We start from the raw sequence: 18,368 nt of genomic DNA on the forward strand, positions 1-18,368 counted from the left end.
CCGTTGCGCGGGTGGGGAGGGGCGGTGCGGGAGCACAGGGCGCCGGCGCCCTCAGGGCTCCGCGAAGCCGGCCGGGCCCTCGCCCAGCTGCTCCCGCAGCCGGGCGAGCGCCCGCGAGGTCCGGGTACGGACGGCCGCCGAGCCGGTGCTCATCGCATCGGCGGTCTCCTCGACGCTGCGGTCCTCCCAGTACCGGAGCACCAGCACCGCCCGGTCCTTGGGCGCCAGCCGCTCCAGCGCCCGCAGCAGGGGCATCCGCGACAACGGATCTCCCCCGCCGACCATGACCGCTCCCGGGTCGCCGGACTCCCCCGCCGGGCGCTCCCCCGCCGGCCGGCGGCGCCGGTGCGTCAGATAGGCCCGCACCAGCACCGTCTGCGCGTACGCCGCCGGATTGTCGATCCGGGAGATCCGGCGCCAGTGCAGGTACATCCGGCCCAGGGTCTCCTGCACCAGATCCTCCGCGAGACGGGTGTCCCCGCCCGCCAGCAGACATGCCGACCGGTACAGGTGCTCCGACCGGCCCGCCGCGAATTCCCGGAACCCGTCCCTGCGCCCCTGTCGCATCCGCTCCCCCTCGCATCCGTCCCACTCCACTGACGCGCCGGACCCCCGGGAACGTTTCACCCCTGGGCGGAGTCCGCTCGGCCCAGGTCGTGGAAGTACACGTGGAACTGCTCGCGCACGAAGCCCTCCGCCTCGTAGAGCTCCTGCGCGATCGTGTTGTCGTAGGCGGTCTCCAACTGGACGCCCGCCACCCCGGCCGCGCGGGCCCGGCCCAGCACCTCGCGCAGCAGCGCCCGGCCGGCCCCGGTGCGGCGGCCGGAGGGGGCGACGTAGAGGTCGTTGAGGATCCAGGCGGTGGTCAGCGACAGGGAGGAGAAGGCGCGGTAGACCTGCGCGAAGCCGACGGTCCCGTGCCCGGGGACGTCGGCGAGCAGTACCAGGGACTCCTCCTTGGCGATGCGCTCGGCCAGGAAGACCCGCGGGGCGTCGGGGTCCTTGACGTCCACCTCGTAGAAGTCGAGGTAGCCGCGGAAGAGCTCCGCCGCCGTCTCGACGTCCGCCTCGCCCGCGGCGCGAACCGCCACCGCGGAGTGCGGACCCTCGTGTGTCGACCGACCGTTCATGCGCGTCTCCCTGGCTCTCGGACGCGGTGGACCTCACCGCGAAGGGCCAACGCTACGACGGGAGTTCGCTCCTCCGGCCATGAGCTGCCCGGGATCGGGCAGGGCGGGCAGGGCGAAGGGCGCGGTCGGGCCCTTTCCCGGGGGATACAACCTTCCCGTAGCGGCTCCCGCACCCCGCAATCGCTCCCGCCGATGCGGCGGAAGGAGCCGGCCCCTGCTCGGCCTTCAGGTCGGCCACCAGGTGGCGTGCCTGGGTGACCTGTTGGAGCTGTTCGTGCAGGACCCGCAGCCGCAGGTCGGTGAGCCGGTCCACGGCAGTCTCCGGGTCGGCGGCCAGGACGGCCGTCCGGTCGCCCTGCAGCAGTCCGAGCCGGAACAGCCTCTCCTGGGCCGTTTCGACTTCTTCCCGCGGTACGTGGAGGAGGACGTGGAGGTCCTCGCCCAGTGTTCCCGGATTCCGCAGGCAGTGGCGGTATATGCGCTCTTCCGTGGCGGTTAGTCCGAGCATGAGCAGGCTGGCGCCGTGCACTTTGCCCCGGTCGGCCGTGCGATCGATCACTGCCGGGCGACTGGCCGGAAGCCGGGCAGTCCGACATAGAGGACAGCAGTTAAACGCAGGTGAAAAATAGACTCCGACAAAGCGGTAGGAAATGACATGAATCACCAACATTCAACGAGGGAGGCCGCTTTGAAGTCATTGGCCGAAAATCGACCACTGGATTTCTCCTGCCTCACCAGCCGCGAGGTGGAAGCGCTCCTCCTGCTCGCCTCCGGGGAGCAGAACCGCCGCCTCGCACGGCACCTCGGTATCGCCGAACGCACGATCCGCGCCCACACCGCGAGCATCGTCCGCAAGCTCCGGCTGAAGTCACGGTTCGAGGCGGCGATCGTCACCCATCTGCACGCCGACGACATCAGGCAGCTGGAGACCACCCGGCGCAGCGCCGCCTGACCGGCGCCCGGACACACCGCCCGAGCAAGAAGGGCCGGTCCCCCTCGGTGGGGGGACCGGCCCTTCCTGCGTGAACCCGGTCGCCGCTACGGCAGCGCACTGCTCACACCGTCCACGATCATCATCCACATGGGCTGGCCGCCGGTGCCGAAGGCCGAGGCCAGCGCGTAGCCGACCGACGCGTCCAGCGGCCGGACCTCCTCGTCCTCCCGCCACTCCGCGAGGACCAGCTCGTCGCCGTCGGAGGAGAAGTCACCGATGTGCGCGCCGTCGCGGATCAGCCTGCTGCTCGGGATGGAGTCCGGGACGAGCCGGTAGCGCACCCCCTCGAACTCCACGTCCACCCGGTACGACCGCCTGCCCAGGCCGGCCTTGGCCGGCTTCAGCTCCGCCTCCCGGCCGTCGATCCGCAGGGTGAGGAAGGCAGCGTCGCGGGTGCCGATCGCGATCTGCGCGTCCGCCTCCGAGGCCGGGTCCCGCTCCAGGACCACGGAAGGGATCCCCTCGCCGTCGACCTCCAGGCGGAGCTGACCGTCCTGGTGGACGGTGATCCCGCCGAAGCGGGTGTCCTCGATGGGGGGCGGGTTCCGGTCTGCATCGTTCATGGTCAGGTCCTTCGGTGCGGGTGGGGCAGGAGGTTCGTCACGGCGGGACCGACGGCCGGGCGCGGGGCGCGCGCCCGGCCACCGGAAACGTTTCAGCGGGCGGAGGCCAACTGGGTCGCGGCCAGTTCGCGGTAGGTGTCGTTGCGCTCCAGCAGCTCCTCGTGCGGGCCGTGGTCGCCGACCCGGCCGTCGTCGAAGAGGACCAGCCGGTCGGCGGTGGTCACCGTGGACAGCCGGTGCGCGATCAGCAGGACCGTGCAGTTCTCTGCGGCCTGCTCGACCGTCCTGCGCAGGGCGATCTCGCTGAGCCCGTCCAGATGGGCCGTGACCTCGTCCAGCAGCAGCACCTGCGGCTTGCGCAGCAGCGCCCGGGCGATGGCGAGGCGCTGGCGCTCACCGCCGGAGAGGGCGAGGCCGCGGGTGCCCACCTCGGTGTCGAGCCCGTCCGGGAGCCCCGCGACGAACGCGTCGAGCAGGGTCTTGCGGAGCACCTCGGCGATGTCCTCGTCGCTCGCGTCGGGGGCCGAGTACAGGAGGTTCTCGCGCAGGGTCCCGGCGAGCATCGGGGAGTCCTGCTCCACGTAGGCGATGCGGCGGCGCAGGTCGGCCCGGCTCAGGGAACGGATGTCCGTCCCGTCGAGACGGATGCTGCCCGCGTCGCTCTCGTAGAAGCGCTGGATCAGAGAGAACACCGTGGTCTTTCCCGATCCGGAGGAACCGACGATCGCGGTGACCGCGCCCGCGGGCGCGGTGAAACTGGTCCCCTTCAGGGTAGGCGTACGGCCCTGATAGGCGAACTCCAGCTCCTCCACGACCACTTCCGGCGGCGGCCCGGTGGGCGTCGCAGGCGTCAGGTCCACATCGTCCTCGGTCTCCATCTGCCGGACTTCCTCGATCCGGGCGAGGGCGCCGTCGTCGGCGTCTGCACCCTGGCCGGCCCGTGGGGCGCCGCGATCGGTTTCGTCGTGCGCAACCAGCTGATCGCGGTGATCGGCCTGGTGGTGTGGGGCACCCTCGGCCAGCTGATGGTGCTGAGCCAGTTCCCGAAGGTGGGCCGCTTCCTCCCGGACGGCGCGCAGCTGGCCGTGCTCGGTGACCGGCTCACCCTCCCGAGCGCCCTGGACACCCCGTACGGCCTCCTGGTGCTGGTGGCCTGGTGCGCGGCACTGGCCCTGCTGGCCCAGCGGATGTTCACCAGCCGCGACGTCTGACCCCGGCCCGCACGGCCGGGCGCGAGCGGACCCCGGGTCCTCGGCCCGGGGTCCGCTCGCGGCCCTGGATGATGGGCCGTCAGTCGGCGGATTCGGTGGTGCCGTCCGGGTGGACCAGGATGCGGATGGCGCCGCCGTACCGGTCGTCGCTGATGGTCGCCGCGGCCGGCCCGCCCGTCTGCTGGGCCCGCTGCTGGAGGATCGAGATGACGACCTCCTGGATGTCGACGTACGGCGGAGCCGTGACGGGAACGCCGTCGACCAGACCGGCGCTGTGCGAGAAGACGCGGACCTCGGCGACCGAGTACGTGGGCTGCATGGGGCGGGAGCCTTTCAGGAGCTCGCGGCGAAGGCGCCGCCGGAAGGGGAGGCCACGGCGTAGGTGCCGCGGGAGACACGCAGCAGACGACCCGACCTGGCCAGGGCGGACAGGGCGTTGCTGACCGACTTCGCCGCGTCCCGGTACGCGCCGCGGGGCAGCGCCAGGAGCACGTCCCGGGCGGTGAACGCCCCGGGGAAGGAGGTCACGGCATCCTCCACGGCCCGCCGCAGGCTGAGCGCCGGAAGCGGGGTGTAGGGGAGCCCCGCGCCGGGGACCGGGTCCGGAACGGAGCGCAGCCGCGGGTCGTACGGGCCGCCCACCGCCCGGAACCGGTCGGCGTACGCGCTGCGCGGCGTCCCGGCCGCGTACCGCTCGATGTGCGTGCCGAGGACGCCCAGGGAGGCGTGGACTGCGGACAGTTCCGGCCCGTACGGGGTGTCGGCCCCCGGGTCGCCCGGATCCGACGGGGTGCTCAACACCGCCGTGAGGACCTCGATCCGGCGAATCGATTCGGCAAGCCGGTGCAGCAGGGGCTCGAAGATGTCCTGGCGCAGCGCGGAGAGCGGATCGCTGGCCGCGAGTTCCACGCTCACCGATCCGGTGAGGCCGTTCGACTCCGGGAGGCTGGTGAGGTCGTCGCCCGAGGCCGCCCGCCACTCCTCCAGGCACCGGCGGGCCTCCCCGATCGCCGCGCACATCTCCGGTCCGATGCCCGCGGTGGGCATGCGCACCAACATCGCCGCGACCAGCCCGGTGACCTCGAGCGTGGGCAGCACGGAGCGGAGTACGGGGCCGAGGACGGCCTTCTGTATGGCGCGGGCCGGATCGTCGAGCGAGAAGCCGATCCGTTCGCCTGCCGGGGCCGCCATCGATACCTCGTATGTGTTGACCTGCTGTTGACCGGTCCGCGGCTCAGTGCGTGCCGTGGACCGGTGTGCCTTGCCGTTCACCGCGGCGCCCGTGGGGACCACCGCCGCGACCGGGCCCGCCGCCGAGAGGGCCGGCCGGTTCGCCCGATGCTCCTGGAGCGCGTGGAACCCCTGGAGGACCAGGACGTCCTCCACGTCCGCGGCCCGTCCGCCGCCCTCGCCTCGGGGCGAGAGCCGCCCCTGCGCGTCGCCGATGCCGATCCTGCGTCTGATCCAGCGCCGGTCCTGCCGGGTGGTGGCGGCCGCGTACCCTCCGGGATCGGACTGGACGACCGCGTCCCGCAGGCACTCCGCCCAGAGCGGGCAGGAGGAGCAGAGCTGACGTGCGGCATGGGTGAGGGCCTGGAGCCTGCGCGTCTGGAGCGGAGGCCCGGCGGCCCTGCCGACGGGTGGGTTGATGAGCAACGGCTGCCCGAAGATGTCCGGCCGTCTTTGGCAGGGCAGGAGGACGGAAGCACTCGCCGCCTGCACACCGGTGGGCGACGCCGTACGTACTGTCGTGACCATGAAGACTCTCCCCCGAGACGATCATGACTCGGGGGGACTATAGAACAGGCCGAACATCGTTCGCAAAATTGTCTCGAAAGCGCTGATGTGCATAAAACATAAGGACAGTGATGGTCCATCAGCCTAACTAACCGTCCGTGTCGACAGCCGGTACCCGGCGTCGCGAGAAGCGTCTCCACGAGCCGGTCCGGCGCCTCAGCGCCGCCAGCCCGCCGCCCCGCGCGACCAGCACCAGGGCCAGGCCGGCGAATCCCATCGGCACGGAAGCGACCGGGACCACCGTTCCCACCGCCGAGGTCACGACGAGCACCATGTCCGCGAGGACCACGGTCACCCCGCGCCGACCCGGATGGATCCGGGGGATCCAGGCACCCAGCAGGGCCATCAGCGACAGCGCCCAGTACCCGAACACGGCCTGCCCGCCCAGCACTCCGTTCGCCGACCCGCCCGCGATCTCCCCGGCGGCCCCGAAGTAGCCGGCGAGCGCCGCGGTCACCAGGGTCGACGCGAGCGCGAGCAGGAGCTGGCCACGCCGACGCATCAGCCACAGCAGCCCCGCGAGCACCACCAGCCCGCTGACGGTGACGAACGAGGCCATGCTGGTCGAAGCGAGCGCGAACAGCGTGTAGACACCGGCCACCCCGAAGACGAGCCGGCGCAGCAGCCGCACGGCCCAGGCGTCGTCGCGCTCCTGCCGCAGGAAGCGGCGCACGGAGTCGCGGAAAGGTCGGAACATCACGGGCCCTCCATGCCGGGTGCGCTCTGCCGCCCGACCTCGGGCGGCGCGGCCGACGGCCCGCCGACGGCCGCCGGCTCGGGGGTCACGGCCGGGGTGATGGTCTCCGGCTGCTTGAAGCCGAGCTGCCAGAGCGGGGTGGGCAGGGCCTTCGGAGAGGCCTGCCGCTCGGGCGCCTCGACGGCCCCGGCCGGCCCCTGACCGGGAGCGACCTCCTCGATGATCCCGTCGATCTTCGCCTGCCGCTCCTCCGGGGTGAGCTTCGCGAAACCCTCCGGGTCGATGTACCGGGGCAGGGTCGGATTGTCGAACTGCGCGACGGCCCGCACCTCATTGGTCCCGGCCTCGTTCCGCGTCACCTCGGGCCAGCTCTGATTGGCCTCGTAGGCGAAGTGGATGTTGTGCAGACCGACCTCGGCGTTCCTGCACAGCTCGCCGGACTCCTGGGTATGCAGGATGGACCGGGTGTTGGCGTCCTGCCCGAACACGATGACCCGCCCTTCGGCGAGCCCCGCGTAGGTCTTGGAGATCTTGCCCCAGACCTCCTTCGGATAGGCGCGGTGGAAGCCCTTGGCTTCACCACCGAGGGCTTCGAGAACTCGGCTTTCCCAGAGGAACATGCCGTCGAGCTCGCTACCGCCCTGCGTCGTTTCAAGCGTCTGGGCGGAACCTGGATTGGCCTTGTTCTGCTGGGCCGCCCACTCCTCCGCGATGAACCGCTGGGACAGGAAGGGGACGTCCCAGTCGTTCAGCGGCGCCTCCGGATGCTCCAGACCGAACGACCAGAAGGCACTGATCGGCTTCGTCCCCTCAGCGGGAGTCAGCTTCGCCTCGTCCTCGACGAGGGCGTCGATGTATTCCTTCGGTGTCATGTTCGCGGCCTTGGCTCGCGCCTTGATGCCCTCCGCGATGGAGTCAGGGTCGCGTCTGGCATCCAGAGATGCCTTGTGCTGGGCTTTCGCCCGCGCGACAGCGCCGCGCTCTACAAGCGGAGGTATCGCTCCCGAACTCACCGGCGTCCGTCCTTCATGAGCCCGGGATAGATGCGCAGACGCATGTTGACCGCTCCGGCATCGGACCCGTCAGCGGTGCCCAGGGCGGGAGTGACCGTCAGGCTGGCCAGGACACCCCCCGAAGCGGCGAGCTCCCAGTAGGCGATGCGGTAGGGCCGCTTCTCCCGACGTCGCACCTCCGGCTTGGGAACGGCGTACTTGCCGAGTTCGTCAGGGAAGGAGTCCGAGTCCCAGGCACCGTCCCAGGCGGGTTCGCCCAGCACTGACGATGCAGCGTCCCGGTAGAGCGGCCAGACCCGCTCCGCCTCATCGAGCAGTTGGGGGTTGCCCTCCGGCGTTGTCGCCGCCCCTCCCCAAACCCAGTGGGAGACCTCCTGCACCGGCGCCCAGCTGCCACCCAATGCTTCCAGCACCCAATCACCGCCGGTATCGGTGCGCACGTTCAGGACGTACTCGAACTGGGTCGGCGTCCACCCGAACTGCGCACACCACATGTCCAGGCCCTTGCCCGGCAGCGGAGGGCCGTTCCAGACGGTCTCCCAGTCCACGCCCGCCAGCCCGCGCAGCTCCGTGGCCAGCTCCTGCGGCGTCCGGTCCACCGGCGGTTCGAAAGGGGTACCCACGTCGCTTGCTCTCTCTCGCGTCTCGTACGTCACAGCAGCCATCCGGGTCCACCGACCGGATCGGGGTCGGCAGGACCGTGGAAGGCCGGGGTGATCGTCCCATCTTCCGTTCCACGTCCGGCTCAGGCCCCTCGGCCGGGGTGAGCTTCGCCGCATCCTCTGCGAGGCTGTCGATATACGTTTTCGGAGTCATCTTCGCCGCCTTGGCCGACGCTTTGATACGGCGCGCTACGGCCTTCGGATCGAGCGTCTCCTCCTTGACAGGCTTGTCACGGGCATGCGCCCGACCCAACGCGCCCTCCACGATGTCTGCCGGTATCGACTCAGTGCTCACCGGCGACCGGCCGTCATCTGACGGTGATAGGCCTGAAGGCTCATGTTGACCACTCCGGGATCAGAACCGTCGGCAGTGCCAAGTGCCGGTGTGATCCTCAGGCTCACCAGGGCGCCGGTCGGGGCGTCCGGTTCCCAGTAGGCCATGTGGTAGGGATCCTTCTCCTCGATCCGGTCCGTCGCCTTGGGAATCGCGTACTCGCCGAGCTCGTGAGGGAAGAAGTCGGAATCCCAGGCACCTTCCCATGCGGGTCGACCCAGCACCGATGACACCGCGTCCCGATAGCGCGGCCAGACACGATCGGCTTCGGCCAGAACCCAGGGACTCCCCTCCGGCGTCTTCGACGACTCTCCCCATACCCAGTGGGAGACACTGTGCACGGGCCTCCAGCTGCCACCTCGCGCATTCAGGACCAGCTCACCGCCGGTATCGGTGCGCACGTTCAGGACGTACTCGAACTGGGTCGGCGTCCACCCGAACTGCGCACACCACATGTCCAGGCCCTTGCCCGGCAGCGGAGGCCCGTTCCAGACGGTCTCCCAGTCCACGCCCGCCAGCCCGCGCAGCTCCGTGGCCAGCTCCTGCGGCGTCCGGTCCACCGGGCGTTCGAAGGGGGTACCCATGTTCCTGTCTCTCTCTCACGTGTGCACGCAACACCAACCGCTCCGGCCGCGGACCGGATCGTGTTCAGCCGGCCCCGGAAGGCCGGGGTGATCGTTCCATCTTCCGTTCCACGCCCCGCTCCGGCCCCTCGACATCAGGCCCGCAAGGGCCGGGGTCAGCACGAGGCGCAGCTTGAGCGACGGGGAGTCGCGGCAAGGGCGAGGGGTCATGCCAGACCGTCCATACCTGCGGCCTGGGGACGGGTGTCAAGGATCGGACCGGCCTTGGGTCCGGCTGCGGAAGCCGGTACGGGGGTCACTGCCCGGGTAGTCTTGGTCGGTTGTTTGAAGCCGAGCTGCCAGAGCGGGGTGGGCAGGGCCTTCGGAGAGGCCTGCCGCTCGGGCGCCTCGACGGCCCCGGCCGACCCCTGACCGGGAGCGACCTCCTCGATGATCCCGTCGATCTTCGCCTGCCGCTCCTCCGGGGTGAGCTTCGCGAAACCCTCCGGGTCGATGTACCGGGGCAGGGTCGGATTGTCGAACTGCGCAACGGCCCGCACCTCATTGGTCCCGGCCTCGTTCCGCGTCACCTCGGGCCAGCTCTGATTGGCCTCGTAGGCGAAGTGGATGTTGTGCAGACCGACCTCGGCGTTCCTGCACAGCTCGCCGGACTCCTGGGTATGCAGGATGGACCGGGTGTTGGCGTCCTGCCCGAACACGATGACCCGCCCTTCGGCGAGCCCCGCGTAGGTCTTGGAGATCTTGCCCCAGACCTCCTTCGCGTAGCCGGGGTGGAATCCACTCTCCGCGCCACCGAGGGCCTCAATGACTTCAGGTTCCCAGAGGAACATGTCGTCCAGCTCTGCGCCTCCCCGCGTCGTCTCCAGCGTCTGGGCGGAACCCGGGTTGGCCTTGTTCTGCTGGGCCGCCCACTCCTCCGCGATGAACCGCTGGGACAGGAAGGGGACGTCCCAATCGTTCAGCGGCGCCTCCGGATGCTCCAGACCGAACGACCAGAAGACACTGATCGGCTTCGTCCCCTCGGCCGGGGTGAGCTTCGCCGCATCCTCCGCCAGAAGATCGATGTACTGCTTCTCCTTGGATGCCCGAAGTTTGCCATCGGAGTCCAACTCGTCCTTCAGTCCCGCCGCCTCAGCAGCGGCACTGATGCGTGCCACTACCGATTCCGGGTCCGCACTGGCTTCCTCGGATTTCGCCTGGCGGTCGTTCGCCAGGGCCAGGGCGCCTTCGGCTATCAGCTCTGGTATCGGTGCCGAGCTCATCGTCAGTTGACCTTCAGAGGACGGGGGTACACGCGCAGGCTCATGTTCACCACTCCACTGCGGGATCCGTCGGCGGTACCCATCGCGGGAGTGAGGGACAGGCTGACGAGCGTGCCCTCAGACGCCGGCAGCTCCCAGTAGGCGATGCGGTAGGGACGCTTTTGGGCCAGTCGCGTCTCCGGCTTCGGCACGACGTACTTGCCGAGTTCGTCGGGAAAGTCGGCCGAGTCCCACCCTCCGTCCCAGGCCGGCTCACCCAGAACCGACGATGCTGCGTCGCGATAGCGAGGCCAGACCTCATCGGCCTCGGCGAGAAGCCGAGGATTTCCCGAGGGACCACCGACGGCCGAACCACCCCATACCCAGTGGGAAACCGACGTCACGGGTGCCCAGCCGCCGCCCGTTGCATTCAGCACCAGCTCACCGCCGGTATCGGTGCGCACGTTCAGGACGTACTCGAACTGGGTCGGCGTCCACCCGAACTGCGCACACCACATGTCCAGGCCCTTGCCCGGCAGCGGAGGCCCGTTCCAGACGGTCTCCCAGTCCACGCCCGCCAGCCCGCGCAGCTCCGTGGCCAGCTCCTGCGGCGTCCGGTCCACCGGGCGTTCGAAGGGGGTACCCATGTTCCTGTCTCTCTCTCACGTGTGCACGCAACACCAACCGCTCCGGCCGCGGACCGGATCGTGTTCAGCCGGCCCCGGAAGGCCGGGGTGATCGTTCCATCTTCCGTTCCACGCCCCGCTCCGGCCCCTCGACATCAGGCCCGCAAGGGCCGGGGTCAGCACGAGGCGCAGCTTGAGCGACGGGGAGTCGCGGCAAGGGCGAGGGGTCATGCCAGACCGTCCATACCTGCGGCCTGGGGACGGGTGTCAAGGATCGGACCGGCCTTGGGTCCGGCTGCGGGGGTCACGGCCGGGGACCGGACGCGGATACACGTCGAGGTCCATGTTGACGACTCCGATGCTCGACCCGTCGGCCGTGCCCAGGCCAGGCGTGATGCGCAGACTGACCAGCGTCTCCGCCGACCCGGCAAGCGCCCAGTAGGCCATGTGGTACGGGTCCTTGTCCTCGATCCGGTCCCGCTGCTGGGGAATCGCGTATTCACCAAGCTCCTGCGGGAAGGAGTCGGAGTCCCAGGCCCCCTCCCAGGCCGGCTCGCCCAGCACCGAGGAAACGGCATCGCGGTAGAGGGGCCACGCCCGGTCGGCCTCGGCCAGCACTTCCGCGTTGTGTTCCGGGCCGTTGACCGACACGGCACCCCAGACCCCGTGGGAAACGCTCCTCACCGGCGCCCAGCTCCCGCCCGTTGCATTCAGCACCAGCTCACCGCCGGTATCGGTGCGCACGTTCAGGACGTACTCGAACTGGGTCGGCGTCCACCCGAACTGCGCACACCACATGTCCAGGCCCTTGCCCGGCAGCGGAGGGCCGTTCCAGACGGTCTCCCAGTCCACGCCCGCCAGCCCGCGCAGCTCCGTGGCCAGCTCCTGCGGCGTCCGGTCCACCGGTGGTTCGACAGGGGTACCCACGTCGCTTGCTCTCTCTCGCGTCTCGTACGTCACAGCAGCCATCCGGGTCCACCGACCGGATCGGGGTCGGCAGGACCGTGGAAGGCAAGAGTGATCGTCCCACCCCCCGGCCCCCGGCCCGTCCGGCAGTACAGGTCGAGGACGATCACCGGCGCGAGCGGGTTCGCCCAGCGCCACTGCGCGAGCCGGTACGGAGCCTTGCGCTCCAGCCGGTCCGCCGCGTCGCCCCAGCGGCCCGGCGCAGGCGGCTCCGGGAAGTCGGGACTGTCCCAGGCGCCTGCCCAGCCGGGCGCGCCCAACGCGGCGGTCAGCTGCGCGAGGTACGCCCCGTACCGGTCGAGGGCGACCTCCATGATGCTCGCGTCGTCGGCTCGCGCGTCCGCCCGGACCCGCCAGGCCGTGTACGACGCGCGGGTCACCGGCCGGCCGGAGCCGCCGGAGGACGCCAGGTGCAGGCGGCCGCCGCCCGGCGTGCGCACCCACAGGCCCGCCTGGGGCCACAGCGGCGTCCAGCCGAAACCCGCGCACCACTCGGCGAGCAGGGCCTCGTCCTCCGGCAGGCCCGCCCATACGGCGCGCCAGTCCACGCGCAGCAGCCCGGCCAGCTCGGCGGCGAGCTGCTGCGGCGGGTGGTCGGTGATGACACTGGCCATGGTTCAGGGCTTCCTAGTGGGATACCCGGCCGCCGCTGCCGTCTCGCGGCGGCGGGGGCTGGTACGGCTGGGGCTGTTGCTGCGGCTGGGCGGGCGGAGTGGGTGCCTGCGGCGGGCGCGGCGCCGGCGGCCGGGCCACCGGACCGTCGACGATGCTGACCCGGCCGGCCGGTCGGGCCGCCTGCTGCGGCGCCGGGGCCTGCTGGGGCGCGGGGGCGGGAGCCGAAGCGGGAGCCGGCTGGGGCGCGGGAGGCGGCCCCTGCTGCGGCGCGGGCGCTTGGGAGGCGCTGACCCGGCCGCTGCGGCGTCGCGGCTGCGGCTCGGTGGCGGTCTGCTCCTCCGTCTCCCGCTCCTGCCTCTGCTTCATCTGGTCGTAGTTCTGCTTCTGGAGCGCGGCAGCCATCTGTGTGCTCTTGCGCTGGTTCCGCTTGGTGCTGCTCGGAGCGATCCAGCCGCCCTTCTGGAGCTTCCCGCCGAGCACGGCCTTGTCCATGCCCCGGCCGACGTTCCCGGCGGCCCGACCAGTCACCCGGCCCGCCACCCGGCCCGCACCCGCGGCAGCATTGCCTGCGAGGCGCTGGCTCTGAGCGCCTAGCTTGCTGGTCAGCGAGTTCGCCATGTCGCCCGCACCGAGTGCGTCCTCCGCGCCTGCGATCTTCGGGCTGTAGCTGCCCGAGAGCAGCTTCTTCAGCATCATCACGACGGCGATCGTGACGAGCAGGAGCATCAGCAGCTGCATGCCGAGGGAGATCTTGGCCGGCAGGATCATCTGGTACAGCACCAGCAGAACGCTGAGGATGACGCCGAATCCGGCCCGCAATACGAAGCTGTGGATGAACGTCTCCATCCATCCCTTCAGCAGTTTCTGCTGGGACGGGTGAATGCCGAGTGTGGCGACCAACGGAAGCAGGATGATCATGATCAGGGTCACGGCGTGCCACAGCAGGGTGAGCGCACTGAGGACGATCACCATGAGGCCGACGATCAGAGCCGCCATCAGTGAATAGAAGGCGAGCCCGACACGCGCTCCGGCGTTCTTCCCCGCCCAGTCGTTGAAGGCGACCGGATAAATGTGCTTGTCCGGGGCCTTGCCGGGATAGCCCTGCCCGTCACCGCCCGCGATGTCCATGCGGATCGGGACCCATTCGTCCTCCTCCTTGTTCACCGGGCTGCTGTCCGGTGGAGGAAACGCGTCGATATTGGTCGTCGACTGCGACACCGCCTGCCGGACCCGGAGGTCCTCGCACCGTGCGCCCTTGCCGTAGTTGCAGGTGGTACTGGTGCTCTTCGGCAGGCACGCGCCGTTGTCGATCTTGCCGGCGTCATTCTTGAAGATGCAGTTCGTGCCGTGCTCGCCGAACTGCCCCAGGGCCCACGGACGGAATGCCAGCGTGTCGTACATGGCGCAGCTGGAGATGCGCAGACCGCGGTTGTCCGTCACGCTCGGGTCGAGGTCGCAAGGGGATTGCATCTGCCCCGCCGTGCCCGCGAGCACTGCCTCGGTGAGCATCGAGTTGAAGTTGCCGATCCCCGCGTCCGCCTCGGTGATGACCTTGTGGTAATTGCCGCCGGTCAGCATGACGACCACAGCGACCGTCGTCAGCGAAGCCCAACCGACGCCCGACCATGCTTCACGCATCTCACCCCTGCGCCACTTGGTGAAGACCCAGAGGCCGGTGAGTGCGATCATGACCGGCACGGCGGGAATGAAGACGTTGTCCTTCAGGGTCGTCACCACGTTGTCGCGACCCTCGTACAGACCACTGAGCGGGCTCGGGTTCGAGGCCAACTCCTTGATCGAGATGGACGTACGGGTCAGGATCTTGGTCCCGTTGAAGACCATGTTGGCCAGGCCGTTGTTGACCAAGTCCATGACCGAGCACTTGTCGGCGCCGCCGCCAGCCGTGTCGTTGACCTGCGAGGCGTTGCCCCTGCCCCGGTGGGTCATCGTCCAGTTCAGGCCGCGCATGGCGTTGAGCTCGTAGAAGGTGTATCTCTGGGGAGCCTCGGGCATCCTGACCGCTCCGGTGACCATACCCGTGGTGTCGTTGAGGTTCTTGGCGCGCTTCGCCTTGTCCTCCCACTGGTTGACGGCCGGCATGATCGATTCGCCACTCGCGCCCGGGCTGTCATGGATGTAGCTGTCGTCCCCGGTGAAGTCGCAGGCGAAGTCGATTGCCTGTGCCGTGTTGGGCGTGGCGAGCGACAGTGCGAGCAGCGCGAGGACGAGGAAGGCCCCGACCCGGACGGCACGTCCGACGCGCCGCATCCAGCTGGCTGGAGACGGGGATTCCGGGATGGACCCACGTGTCTTGGCGCTACGGCGCAAGGACATCAGCTTCCTTCGGGAGTTGCGCGACGGGGGACTGTGGAGTCGGTGACTACGAGCGGCTGTAGTCCGTGAGGAGGCAGCCGTCGGCCATTCCCTTGTGCTGCTTGAAGCCGCTCGGGATCTCGTACGCGCCGGAGCAGGTCAGGACGAGCAGCTTGGCCTTCAACAGCGCCTCAGTGGTCCGATTGCCCTCCGGCACGAGTGCGAAGTCCTTGCCGAGCAGCACGTCGTGGTTCTTGCCCCCCTCCGACGCCTTGCGGTTGGCGGCCTGGAACTTGGACATGTCGGAGATCGACAGCAACGTGATCCGGCGGTTCGAGGCGTCGTCGCACAGGGCGCGCTCCTTGATCGCCCAGGCAGGATCCTGGGCGAAGGCCTCCCAGCGGTCCTTGCCCTCGTCGTCGGGCCGCAGGTTGTCGCACACGGCATGCTGGTTGATCAACTTCTGGATGGAGGCGATGTCACCGGCCGCGGGCAAGCCGAGTTCGTCCGCCGGGTCCCCTCCGCAGCCCGCCAGGGCGGTGAGGGCGACCAGTGCCGCTGCTGCGGCGAGGGTCCTGGTCTGACGCATGGTGGTGTCTCCTTCGGTACGGATTTCGCAATGTTCTGGACGGGGCGGCACGGTCACGCCGGGGCGGTCTCCCGCGCCGCCTCCGCCGCCTGGCCGGCCTCCTGCATGAAGGTCCAGTCCCACACGCTGAGCGGCGGGTCGATCGCCTGCCGGGCGGGACGGGTCGTGCCGTTGGTGTCGGTGGCGGCGAGGATCTCCTTGAAGACCAGGTCCACCGCGACCGTGCCGACCCGCTTGTCGACGTCGCGCTGCAGGCAGACACCGGTACGGAGCTCCTGCAGGGCCGAGATCACCTTCGCGTCGTTGTCGGGCCGGCCCAGCAGCGGGGCCACCATCGAGGCCTCCTGCGCCGACTTCTGCTTGAACGCGAAGACCGTGTGGATCTGGTTGGCGCCACCACTGCGCGCCTCGGAGTCCTCGATCTGGACGAGGTCGATGGCCTGCTGCGTGATCAGCACGGTGACCGCCAGGTAGGAGCGGCCCTGCTTGAGCGCGCGTCGCATCAGGTCGCGGCCGCTCTCCGTCGCGGTGACCACGTACGCCTCGTCGACGAACAGGGCCTTGGGCCGCAGGCCGATCTCCCCCGTCACCGGGTTCTTCTCGTAGCCCACGTCGAGCATCTGGCTGCCCAGTTCCACGACCGCCATCAGCGCCGTGGCGGCCAGCCGCTCGGCGGGGTTCCAGTTGCGCGGGTCCGAGGAGGACGGGGACTGGAAGCCGCGCAGGGTGATCACCGTGCGGCGCTTGCGCATCGCGGACAGGGTCTTCGGGCTCTCGGCGAAGGCCAGGCGCGCGTACGGCAGGGTCCGCAGCTCGGTGAGGAGCATCTGGGCGAGCTTGAGGTCCTTGACGGCCTCGCGGTCACCGCTGGACACCGCCTGGTCGTAGGCGTTCACGACCTCGTCGACGACCTGCCACAGCGTCGGCCGCGGCACCCTCTCCTCGGCCTCCCGCGCCGTCAGGCCCTGCTCGGTGGCCTGCCGGATGGCGGAGTTGTACCAGCCGACGACGGTGGCCATGGCCTCGATGACGGGCAGGCGGACGCGCTGGTAGTCCTCGTCGCCGAGGAAGCCCCGCAGCATCGACTCCGCGAGCAGACGGCCCGAGGGCACGTCGCGGGCGACCACCCACGGGTCGAGCACGCCGGCCTGACCCTTGAGGAGGTCGACGACCTCGGTCTCCGCCCAGAACTCCGGATTGACCGGCTGGAAGCGGCTGCCCTCGGTCGCGAGGAGGCCCGCCTCGGCGTCGTAGGCGAAGGCCGGGTCGTTGACCTGCGCACCGAAGGCCAGGTAGTAGCAGAGCTGCGCGAAGTCGGTCTTGGGGTCGATGACCAGGCAGCGCACGCCCGACTCCGACTCCTCATAGAACTTCTGCAGCGCGAGCGAGGACTTGCCGCCGCCGGACGCGCCGACGATGGCCAGGCCACCGCCGTCGTTGCGGGCCGGGCCGACGTGCAGGGAGTAGTGGACGGGCATCTTGCCCGCCCAGCCGACGAGGTTGCCGACCCAGCCGAGCTGCTTGCCCGAACGCTGCTCGGGGTTGTCGCCGAGCTCGGTGCCCGCGGTGGGCAGCCCGGCGCCGAGCTGCTCGACCTCCTGCAGCCGCAGGTACGGGGCGATCGGCAGCTTGGGGGCGTCGCCCGGGAGCTGGGACTGCAGGAGGCGCCACTGCTGGCGGGTCGGCCGCAGCAGGGTGACCTTGAGGTCCTGCTTGAACTGCATCTCCAGGATGCGGCGGCGGCGCTCCAGCTCGCCGAGGTCGGGCGCGGAGATGGTGAAGCGGATCTGCGCCTCCATGCCCGGCATCTTGTGCTCCTCGACGTCGTCGACGAGGTGCTGGGCACGCGTGACCTGCTGCGCGAGCTGGGTGCCGGGCGACCGGCCGGAGTTGGCCATGTCGTTCATCTCGTCGACGAGGTTGCCGCTGATCTTCTTCGCCCGGTCCTTGAACTTCAGGTACGGGATCAGCGTGAAACGCATGTCGATCTCGACCGGGAAGTCCACGTGCTGCGACGCGTAGCGCGCCCAGGCGGTGGACTGCCGGAAGCGGGTCTCCGTGGGCCAGCTCGCGGCAACCAGGGTCGTCGTGTAGCTGGTGTGCTGCTCGCCGGTGAACTCGTCGTACTGGTGCAGCACGATGTGCGTCTTGTGGTTCTCGCCGGAGAAGTCGACGACCAGGTCGAACTGGTCGGGTCCCCAGGAGCGGGAGCCGAGCACGGGCTCCGGCGGGACGGCCAGGTCACCGTGGAGCGGCTTGCGAATCAGCCAGACCAGTTCCTCGCGAGTCAGCGGGACCCCGCTCAGGCCCTCCAGGCTCTCGTGGACCTCCCGCGCGACCTGGGTCCACTGGGCCAGCAGGCCCGGCGACAGGTACTCGTCGTGGACGCCGGTGGCCGCGGCCGCGACCTGATCGGCAGTGCCGCGCACGGCCGCCGTCAGCCCCGGCTCCTCGACGGGGTCGTCACCGCCGGGAAGGACCCCGGTGCCGTTCGCACCGCGCTTCAGCGAGCCCAGCTTGACCAGCAGGATGTTGCGTTCGCGGGTCGCCCCGATGCGCTCCTGGTACTCGGCCTTGCGCAGGTTGTACGCCTTGTAGTTCTCGGTCGGGTCCCAGGCCACCGTGTTGAGCCGGTCGGCCCACTCCACCGCCGTGATCGGGCGGTAGACCTTGCGGTAGTGGCACTCGACGTTGCGGTCGCCGCGGGCGAGGTTGAGCAGACCGCGGGCCGGGCCCTCGGCCATGGCCTGGAGCTCGCCGGCGTTGAGGTACTCGTCGATGGCCGTGGGGAGCACGAGCCCGGTCCAGACCGATTCTCCGTGGACGAAGATCATGTCGTCGGCGTAGCGGTAGGGCAGCCGCAGGTCCTCACGGCGCGCGGACTGGCCCGAGCGGTTCCGGGAGCCGCTCTGGTGCTGCGTACCGCCGCCGGAGGCCTGGCCTTCCTTGTTCTTCTTGGAGCCGGCGGAGGCGATGATCATCGCGATCACGAAGAAGGCGACCGCCCCGCCCAGAAGGATCATCATGATCATG

The 18,368-nt window shown here is 69.9% G+C and carries 20 protein-coding genes; 3 read left to right on the forward strand and 17 right to left on the reverse strand.

What is annotated here, in order from left to right:
* Positions 1-51: 51 nt before the first annotated feature.
* On the reverse strand, positions 52-567 hold the full coding sequence (locus tag ACFW2G_RS01970) for a SigE family RNA polymerase sigma factor (RefSeq protein WP_384584235.1): 516 nt from the start codon (positions 565-567) through the stop codon (positions 52-54).
* 56 nt (positions 568-623) lie between these two features.
* A complete protein-coding gene (locus tag ACFW2G_RS01975) occupies positions 624-1,130 on the reverse strand; it encodes a GNAT family N-acetyltransferase (protein ID WP_384447397.1) in 507 nt (168 codons plus the stop codon).
* 241 nt (positions 1,131-1,371) lie between these two features.
* Between ACFW2G_RS01975 and ACFW2G_RS01980 the strand changes: the two genes are divergently transcribed.
* Positions 1,372-1,629 carry a hypothetical protein gene (locus tag ACFW2G_RS01980; RefSeq protein WP_384584232.1) on the forward strand — a complete coding sequence of 86 codons (258 nt, stop codon included), beginning with the start codon at positions 1,372-1,374 and terminating at the stop codon, positions 1,627-1,629.
* A gap of 198 nt (positions 1,630-1,827) precedes the next feature.
* Complete coding sequence (locus ACFW2G_RS01985) at positions 1,828-2,082, forward strand: response regulator transcription factor (RefSeq protein WP_384680833.1); 255 nt, start codon at positions 1,828-1,830, stop codon at positions 2,080-2,082.
* Positions 2,083-2,168: 86 nt separating this feature from the next.
* Here ACFW2G_RS01985 and ACFW2G_RS01990 read toward each other — a convergent pair whose 3' ends face one another.
* Together ACFW2G_RS01990 and ACFW2G_RS01995 are read right to left on the reverse strand one after the other, a co-directional pair.
* A complete protein-coding gene (locus tag ACFW2G_RS01990; RefSeq protein ID WP_384584226.1) occupies positions 2,169-2,687 on the reverse strand; it encodes a hypothetical protein in 519 nt (172 codons plus the stop codon).
* Positions 2,688-2,779: 92 nt separating this feature from the next.
* Positions 2,780-3,565, reverse strand: coding sequence for an ABC transporter ATP-binding protein (locus ACFW2G_RS01995; protein WP_384584223.1), 786 nt, complete (start codon positions 3,563-3,565; stop codon positions 2,780-2,782).
* An 87-nt stretch (positions 3,566-3,652) separates the two neighbouring features.
* Between ACFW2G_RS01995 and ACFW2G_RS02000 the strand changes: the two genes are divergently transcribed.
* Positions 3,653-3,898, forward strand: coding sequence for a hypothetical protein (locus tag ACFW2G_RS02000; protein WP_384584220.1), 246 nt, complete (start codon positions 3,653-3,655; stop codon positions 3,896-3,898).
* Positions 3,899-3,977: 79 nt separating this feature from the next.
* Here the strand turns inward: ACFW2G_RS02000 and ACFW2G_RS02005 are convergent, their stop codons facing one another.
* The 13 genes from ACFW2G_RS02005 to ACFW2G_RS02065 all read right to left on the reverse strand — a co-directional run bounded on the left by ACFW2G_RS02005 (position 3,978) and on the right by ACFW2G_RS02065 (position 18,367).
* Complete coding sequence (locus tag ACFW2G_RS02005; protein ID WP_052030430.1) at positions 3,978-4,217, reverse strand: hypothetical protein; 240 nt, start codon at positions 4,215-4,217, stop codon at positions 3,978-3,980.
* Between the two features lie 14 nt (positions 4,218-4,231).
* Positions 4,232-5,656 (reverse strand): WhiB family transcriptional regulator, encoded by a 1,425-nt coding sequence (locus ACFW2G_RS02010; protein ID WP_384447385.1) that lies wholly within the window; start codon positions 5,654-5,656, stop codon positions 4,232-4,234.
* A gap of 127 nt (positions 5,657-5,783) precedes the next feature.
* Positions 5,784-6,392: a hypothetical protein gene (locus ACFW2G_RS02015; protein WP_384584217.1), complete on the reverse strand. Its 609-nt coding sequence runs from the start codon at positions 6,390-6,392 to the stop codon at positions 5,784-5,786.
* Entirely contained in the window at positions 6,392-7,264 is an 873-nt protein-coding gene (locus ACFW2G_RS02020) for a hypothetical protein (protein WP_384584215.1), read from the reverse strand. The genes ACFW2G_RS02015 and ACFW2G_RS02020 overlap by 1 nt, the downstream gene beginning before the upstream one ends.
* 137 nt (positions 7,265-7,401) lie before the next feature.
* Positions 7,402-8,028 carry a hypothetical protein gene (locus ACFW2G_RS02025; protein ID WP_384584212.1) on the reverse strand — a complete coding sequence of 209 codons (627 nt, stop codon included), beginning with the start codon at positions 8,026-8,028 and terminating at the stop codon, positions 7,402-7,404.
* Positions 8,029-8,358: 330 nt separating this feature from the next.
* Entirely contained in the window at positions 8,359-8,985 is a 627-nt protein-coding gene (locus ACFW2G_RS02030) for a hypothetical protein (protein ID WP_384680825.1), read from the reverse strand.
* 206 nt (positions 8,986-9,191) lie between these two features.
* Positions 9,192-10,247, reverse strand: coding sequence for a hypothetical protein (locus ACFW2G_RS02035; RefSeq protein WP_384680827.1), 1,056 nt, complete (start codon positions 10,245-10,247; stop codon positions 9,192-9,194).
* A gap of 2 nt (positions 10,248-10,249) precedes the next feature.
* Entirely contained in the window at positions 10,250-10,873 is a 624-nt protein-coding gene (locus ACFW2G_RS02040; RefSeq protein WP_384447380.1) for a hypothetical protein, read from the reverse strand.
* A 246-nt stretch (positions 10,874-11,119) separates the two neighbouring features.
* Complete coding sequence (locus ACFW2G_RS02045) at positions 11,120-11,779, reverse strand: hypothetical protein (RefSeq protein ID WP_384581197.1); 660 nt, start codon at positions 11,777-11,779, stop codon at positions 11,120-11,122.
* A gap of 29 nt (positions 11,780-11,808) precedes the next feature.
* On the reverse strand, positions 11,809-12,432 hold the full coding sequence (locus ACFW2G_RS02050) for a hypothetical protein (protein WP_384581199.1): 624 nt from the start codon (positions 12,430-12,432) through the stop codon (positions 11,809-11,811).
* Between the two features lie 13 nt (positions 12,433-12,445).
* Entirely contained in the window at positions 12,446-14,701 is a 2,256-nt protein-coding gene (locus tag ACFW2G_RS02055) for a hypothetical protein (protein ID WP_384447374.1), read from the reverse strand.
* A gap of 112 nt (positions 14,702-14,813) precedes the next feature.
* Entirely contained in the window at positions 14,814-15,335 is a 522-nt protein-coding gene (locus ACFW2G_RS02060; protein ID WP_384447372.1) for a hypothetical protein, read from the reverse strand.
* A 53-nt stretch (positions 15,336-15,388) separates the two neighbouring features.
* The gene (locus tag ACFW2G_RS02065) at positions 15,389-18,367 is read right to left on the reverse strand and encodes an ATP-binding protein (protein ID WP_384447370.1); all 2,979 of its coding nucleotides are present in this window, start codon (positions 18,365-18,367) and stop codon (positions 15,389-15,391) included.
* Position 18,368 lies beyond the last annotated feature (1 nt).

It is taken from the genome of Streptomyces sp. NPDC058880 (genome assembly GCF_042742535.1).
GTDB lineage: Bacteria > Actinomycetota > Actinomycetes > Streptomycetales > Streptomycetaceae > Streptomyces.

What these genes read in the sequence shown, in the direction of transcription:
- ACFW2G_RS02020 (WP_384584215.1), bottom strand. Translation starts at nt 7,264, where the DNA reads ATGACACCGAAGGAATACATCGACGCCCTCGTCGAGGACGAGGCGAAG.
- ACFW2G_RS02040 (WP_384447380.1), bottom strand. Translation starts at nt 10,873, where the DNA reads ATGGGTACCCCCTTCGAACGCCCGGTGGACCGGACGCCGCAGGAGCTG.
- ACFW2G_RS01990 (WP_384584226.1), bottom strand. Translation starts at nt 2,687, where the DNA reads ATGAACGATGCAGACCGGAACCCGCCCCCCATCGAGGACACCCGCTTC.
- ACFW2G_RS01995 (WP_384584223.1), bottom strand. Translation starts at nt 3,565, where the DNA reads ATGGAGACCGAGGACGATGTGGACCTGACGCCTGCGACGCCCACCGGG.
- ACFW2G_RS02030 (WP_384680825.1), bottom strand. Translation starts at nt 8,985, where the DNA reads ATGGGTACCCCCTTCGAACGCCCGGTGGACCGGACGCCGCAGGAGCTG.
- ACFW2G_RS02060 (WP_384447372.1), bottom strand. Translation starts at nt 15,335, where the DNA reads ATGCGTCAGACCAGGACCCTCGCCGCAGCAGCGGCACTGGTCGCCCTC.
- ACFW2G_RS02015 (WP_384584217.1), bottom strand. Translation starts at nt 6,392, where the DNA reads ATGTTCCGACCTTTCCGCGACTCCGTGCGCCGCTTCCTGCGGCAGGAG.
- ACFW2G_RS02065 (WP_384447370.1), bottom strand. Translation starts at nt 18,367, where the DNA reads ATGATCATGATGATCCTTCTGGGCGGGGCGGTCGCCTTCTTCGTGATC.
- ACFW2G_RS02005 (WP_052030430.1), bottom strand. Translation starts at nt 4,217, where the DNA reads ATGCAGCCCACGTACTCGGTCGCCGAGGTCCGCGTCTTCTCGCACAGC.
- ACFW2G_RS02055 (WP_384447374.1), bottom strand. Translation starts at nt 14,701, where the DNA reads ATGCGGCGCGTCGGACGTGCCGTCCGGGTCGGGGCCTTCCTCGTCCTC.
- ACFW2G_RS02035 (WP_384680827.1), bottom strand. Translation starts at nt 10,247, where the DNA reads ATGAGCTCGGCACCGATACCAGAGCTGATAGCCGAAGGCGCCCTGGCC.
- ACFW2G_RS01970 (WP_384584235.1), bottom strand. Translation starts at nt 567, where the DNA reads ATGCGACAGGGGCGCAGGGACGGGTTCCGGGAATTCGCGGCGGGCCGG.
- ACFW2G_RS02010 (WP_384447385.1), bottom strand. Translation starts at nt 5,656, where the DNA reads ATGGTCACGACAGTACGTACGGCGTCGCCCACCGGTGTGCAGGCGGCG.
- ACFW2G_RS01975 (WP_384447397.1), bottom strand. Translation starts at nt 1,130, where the DNA reads ATGAACGGTCGGTCGACACACGAGGGTCCGCACTCCGCGGTGGCGGTT.
- ACFW2G_RS02050 (WP_384581199.1), bottom strand. Translation starts at nt 12,432, where the DNA reads ATGGCCAGTGTCATCACCGACCACCCGCCGCAGCAGCTCGCCGCCGAG.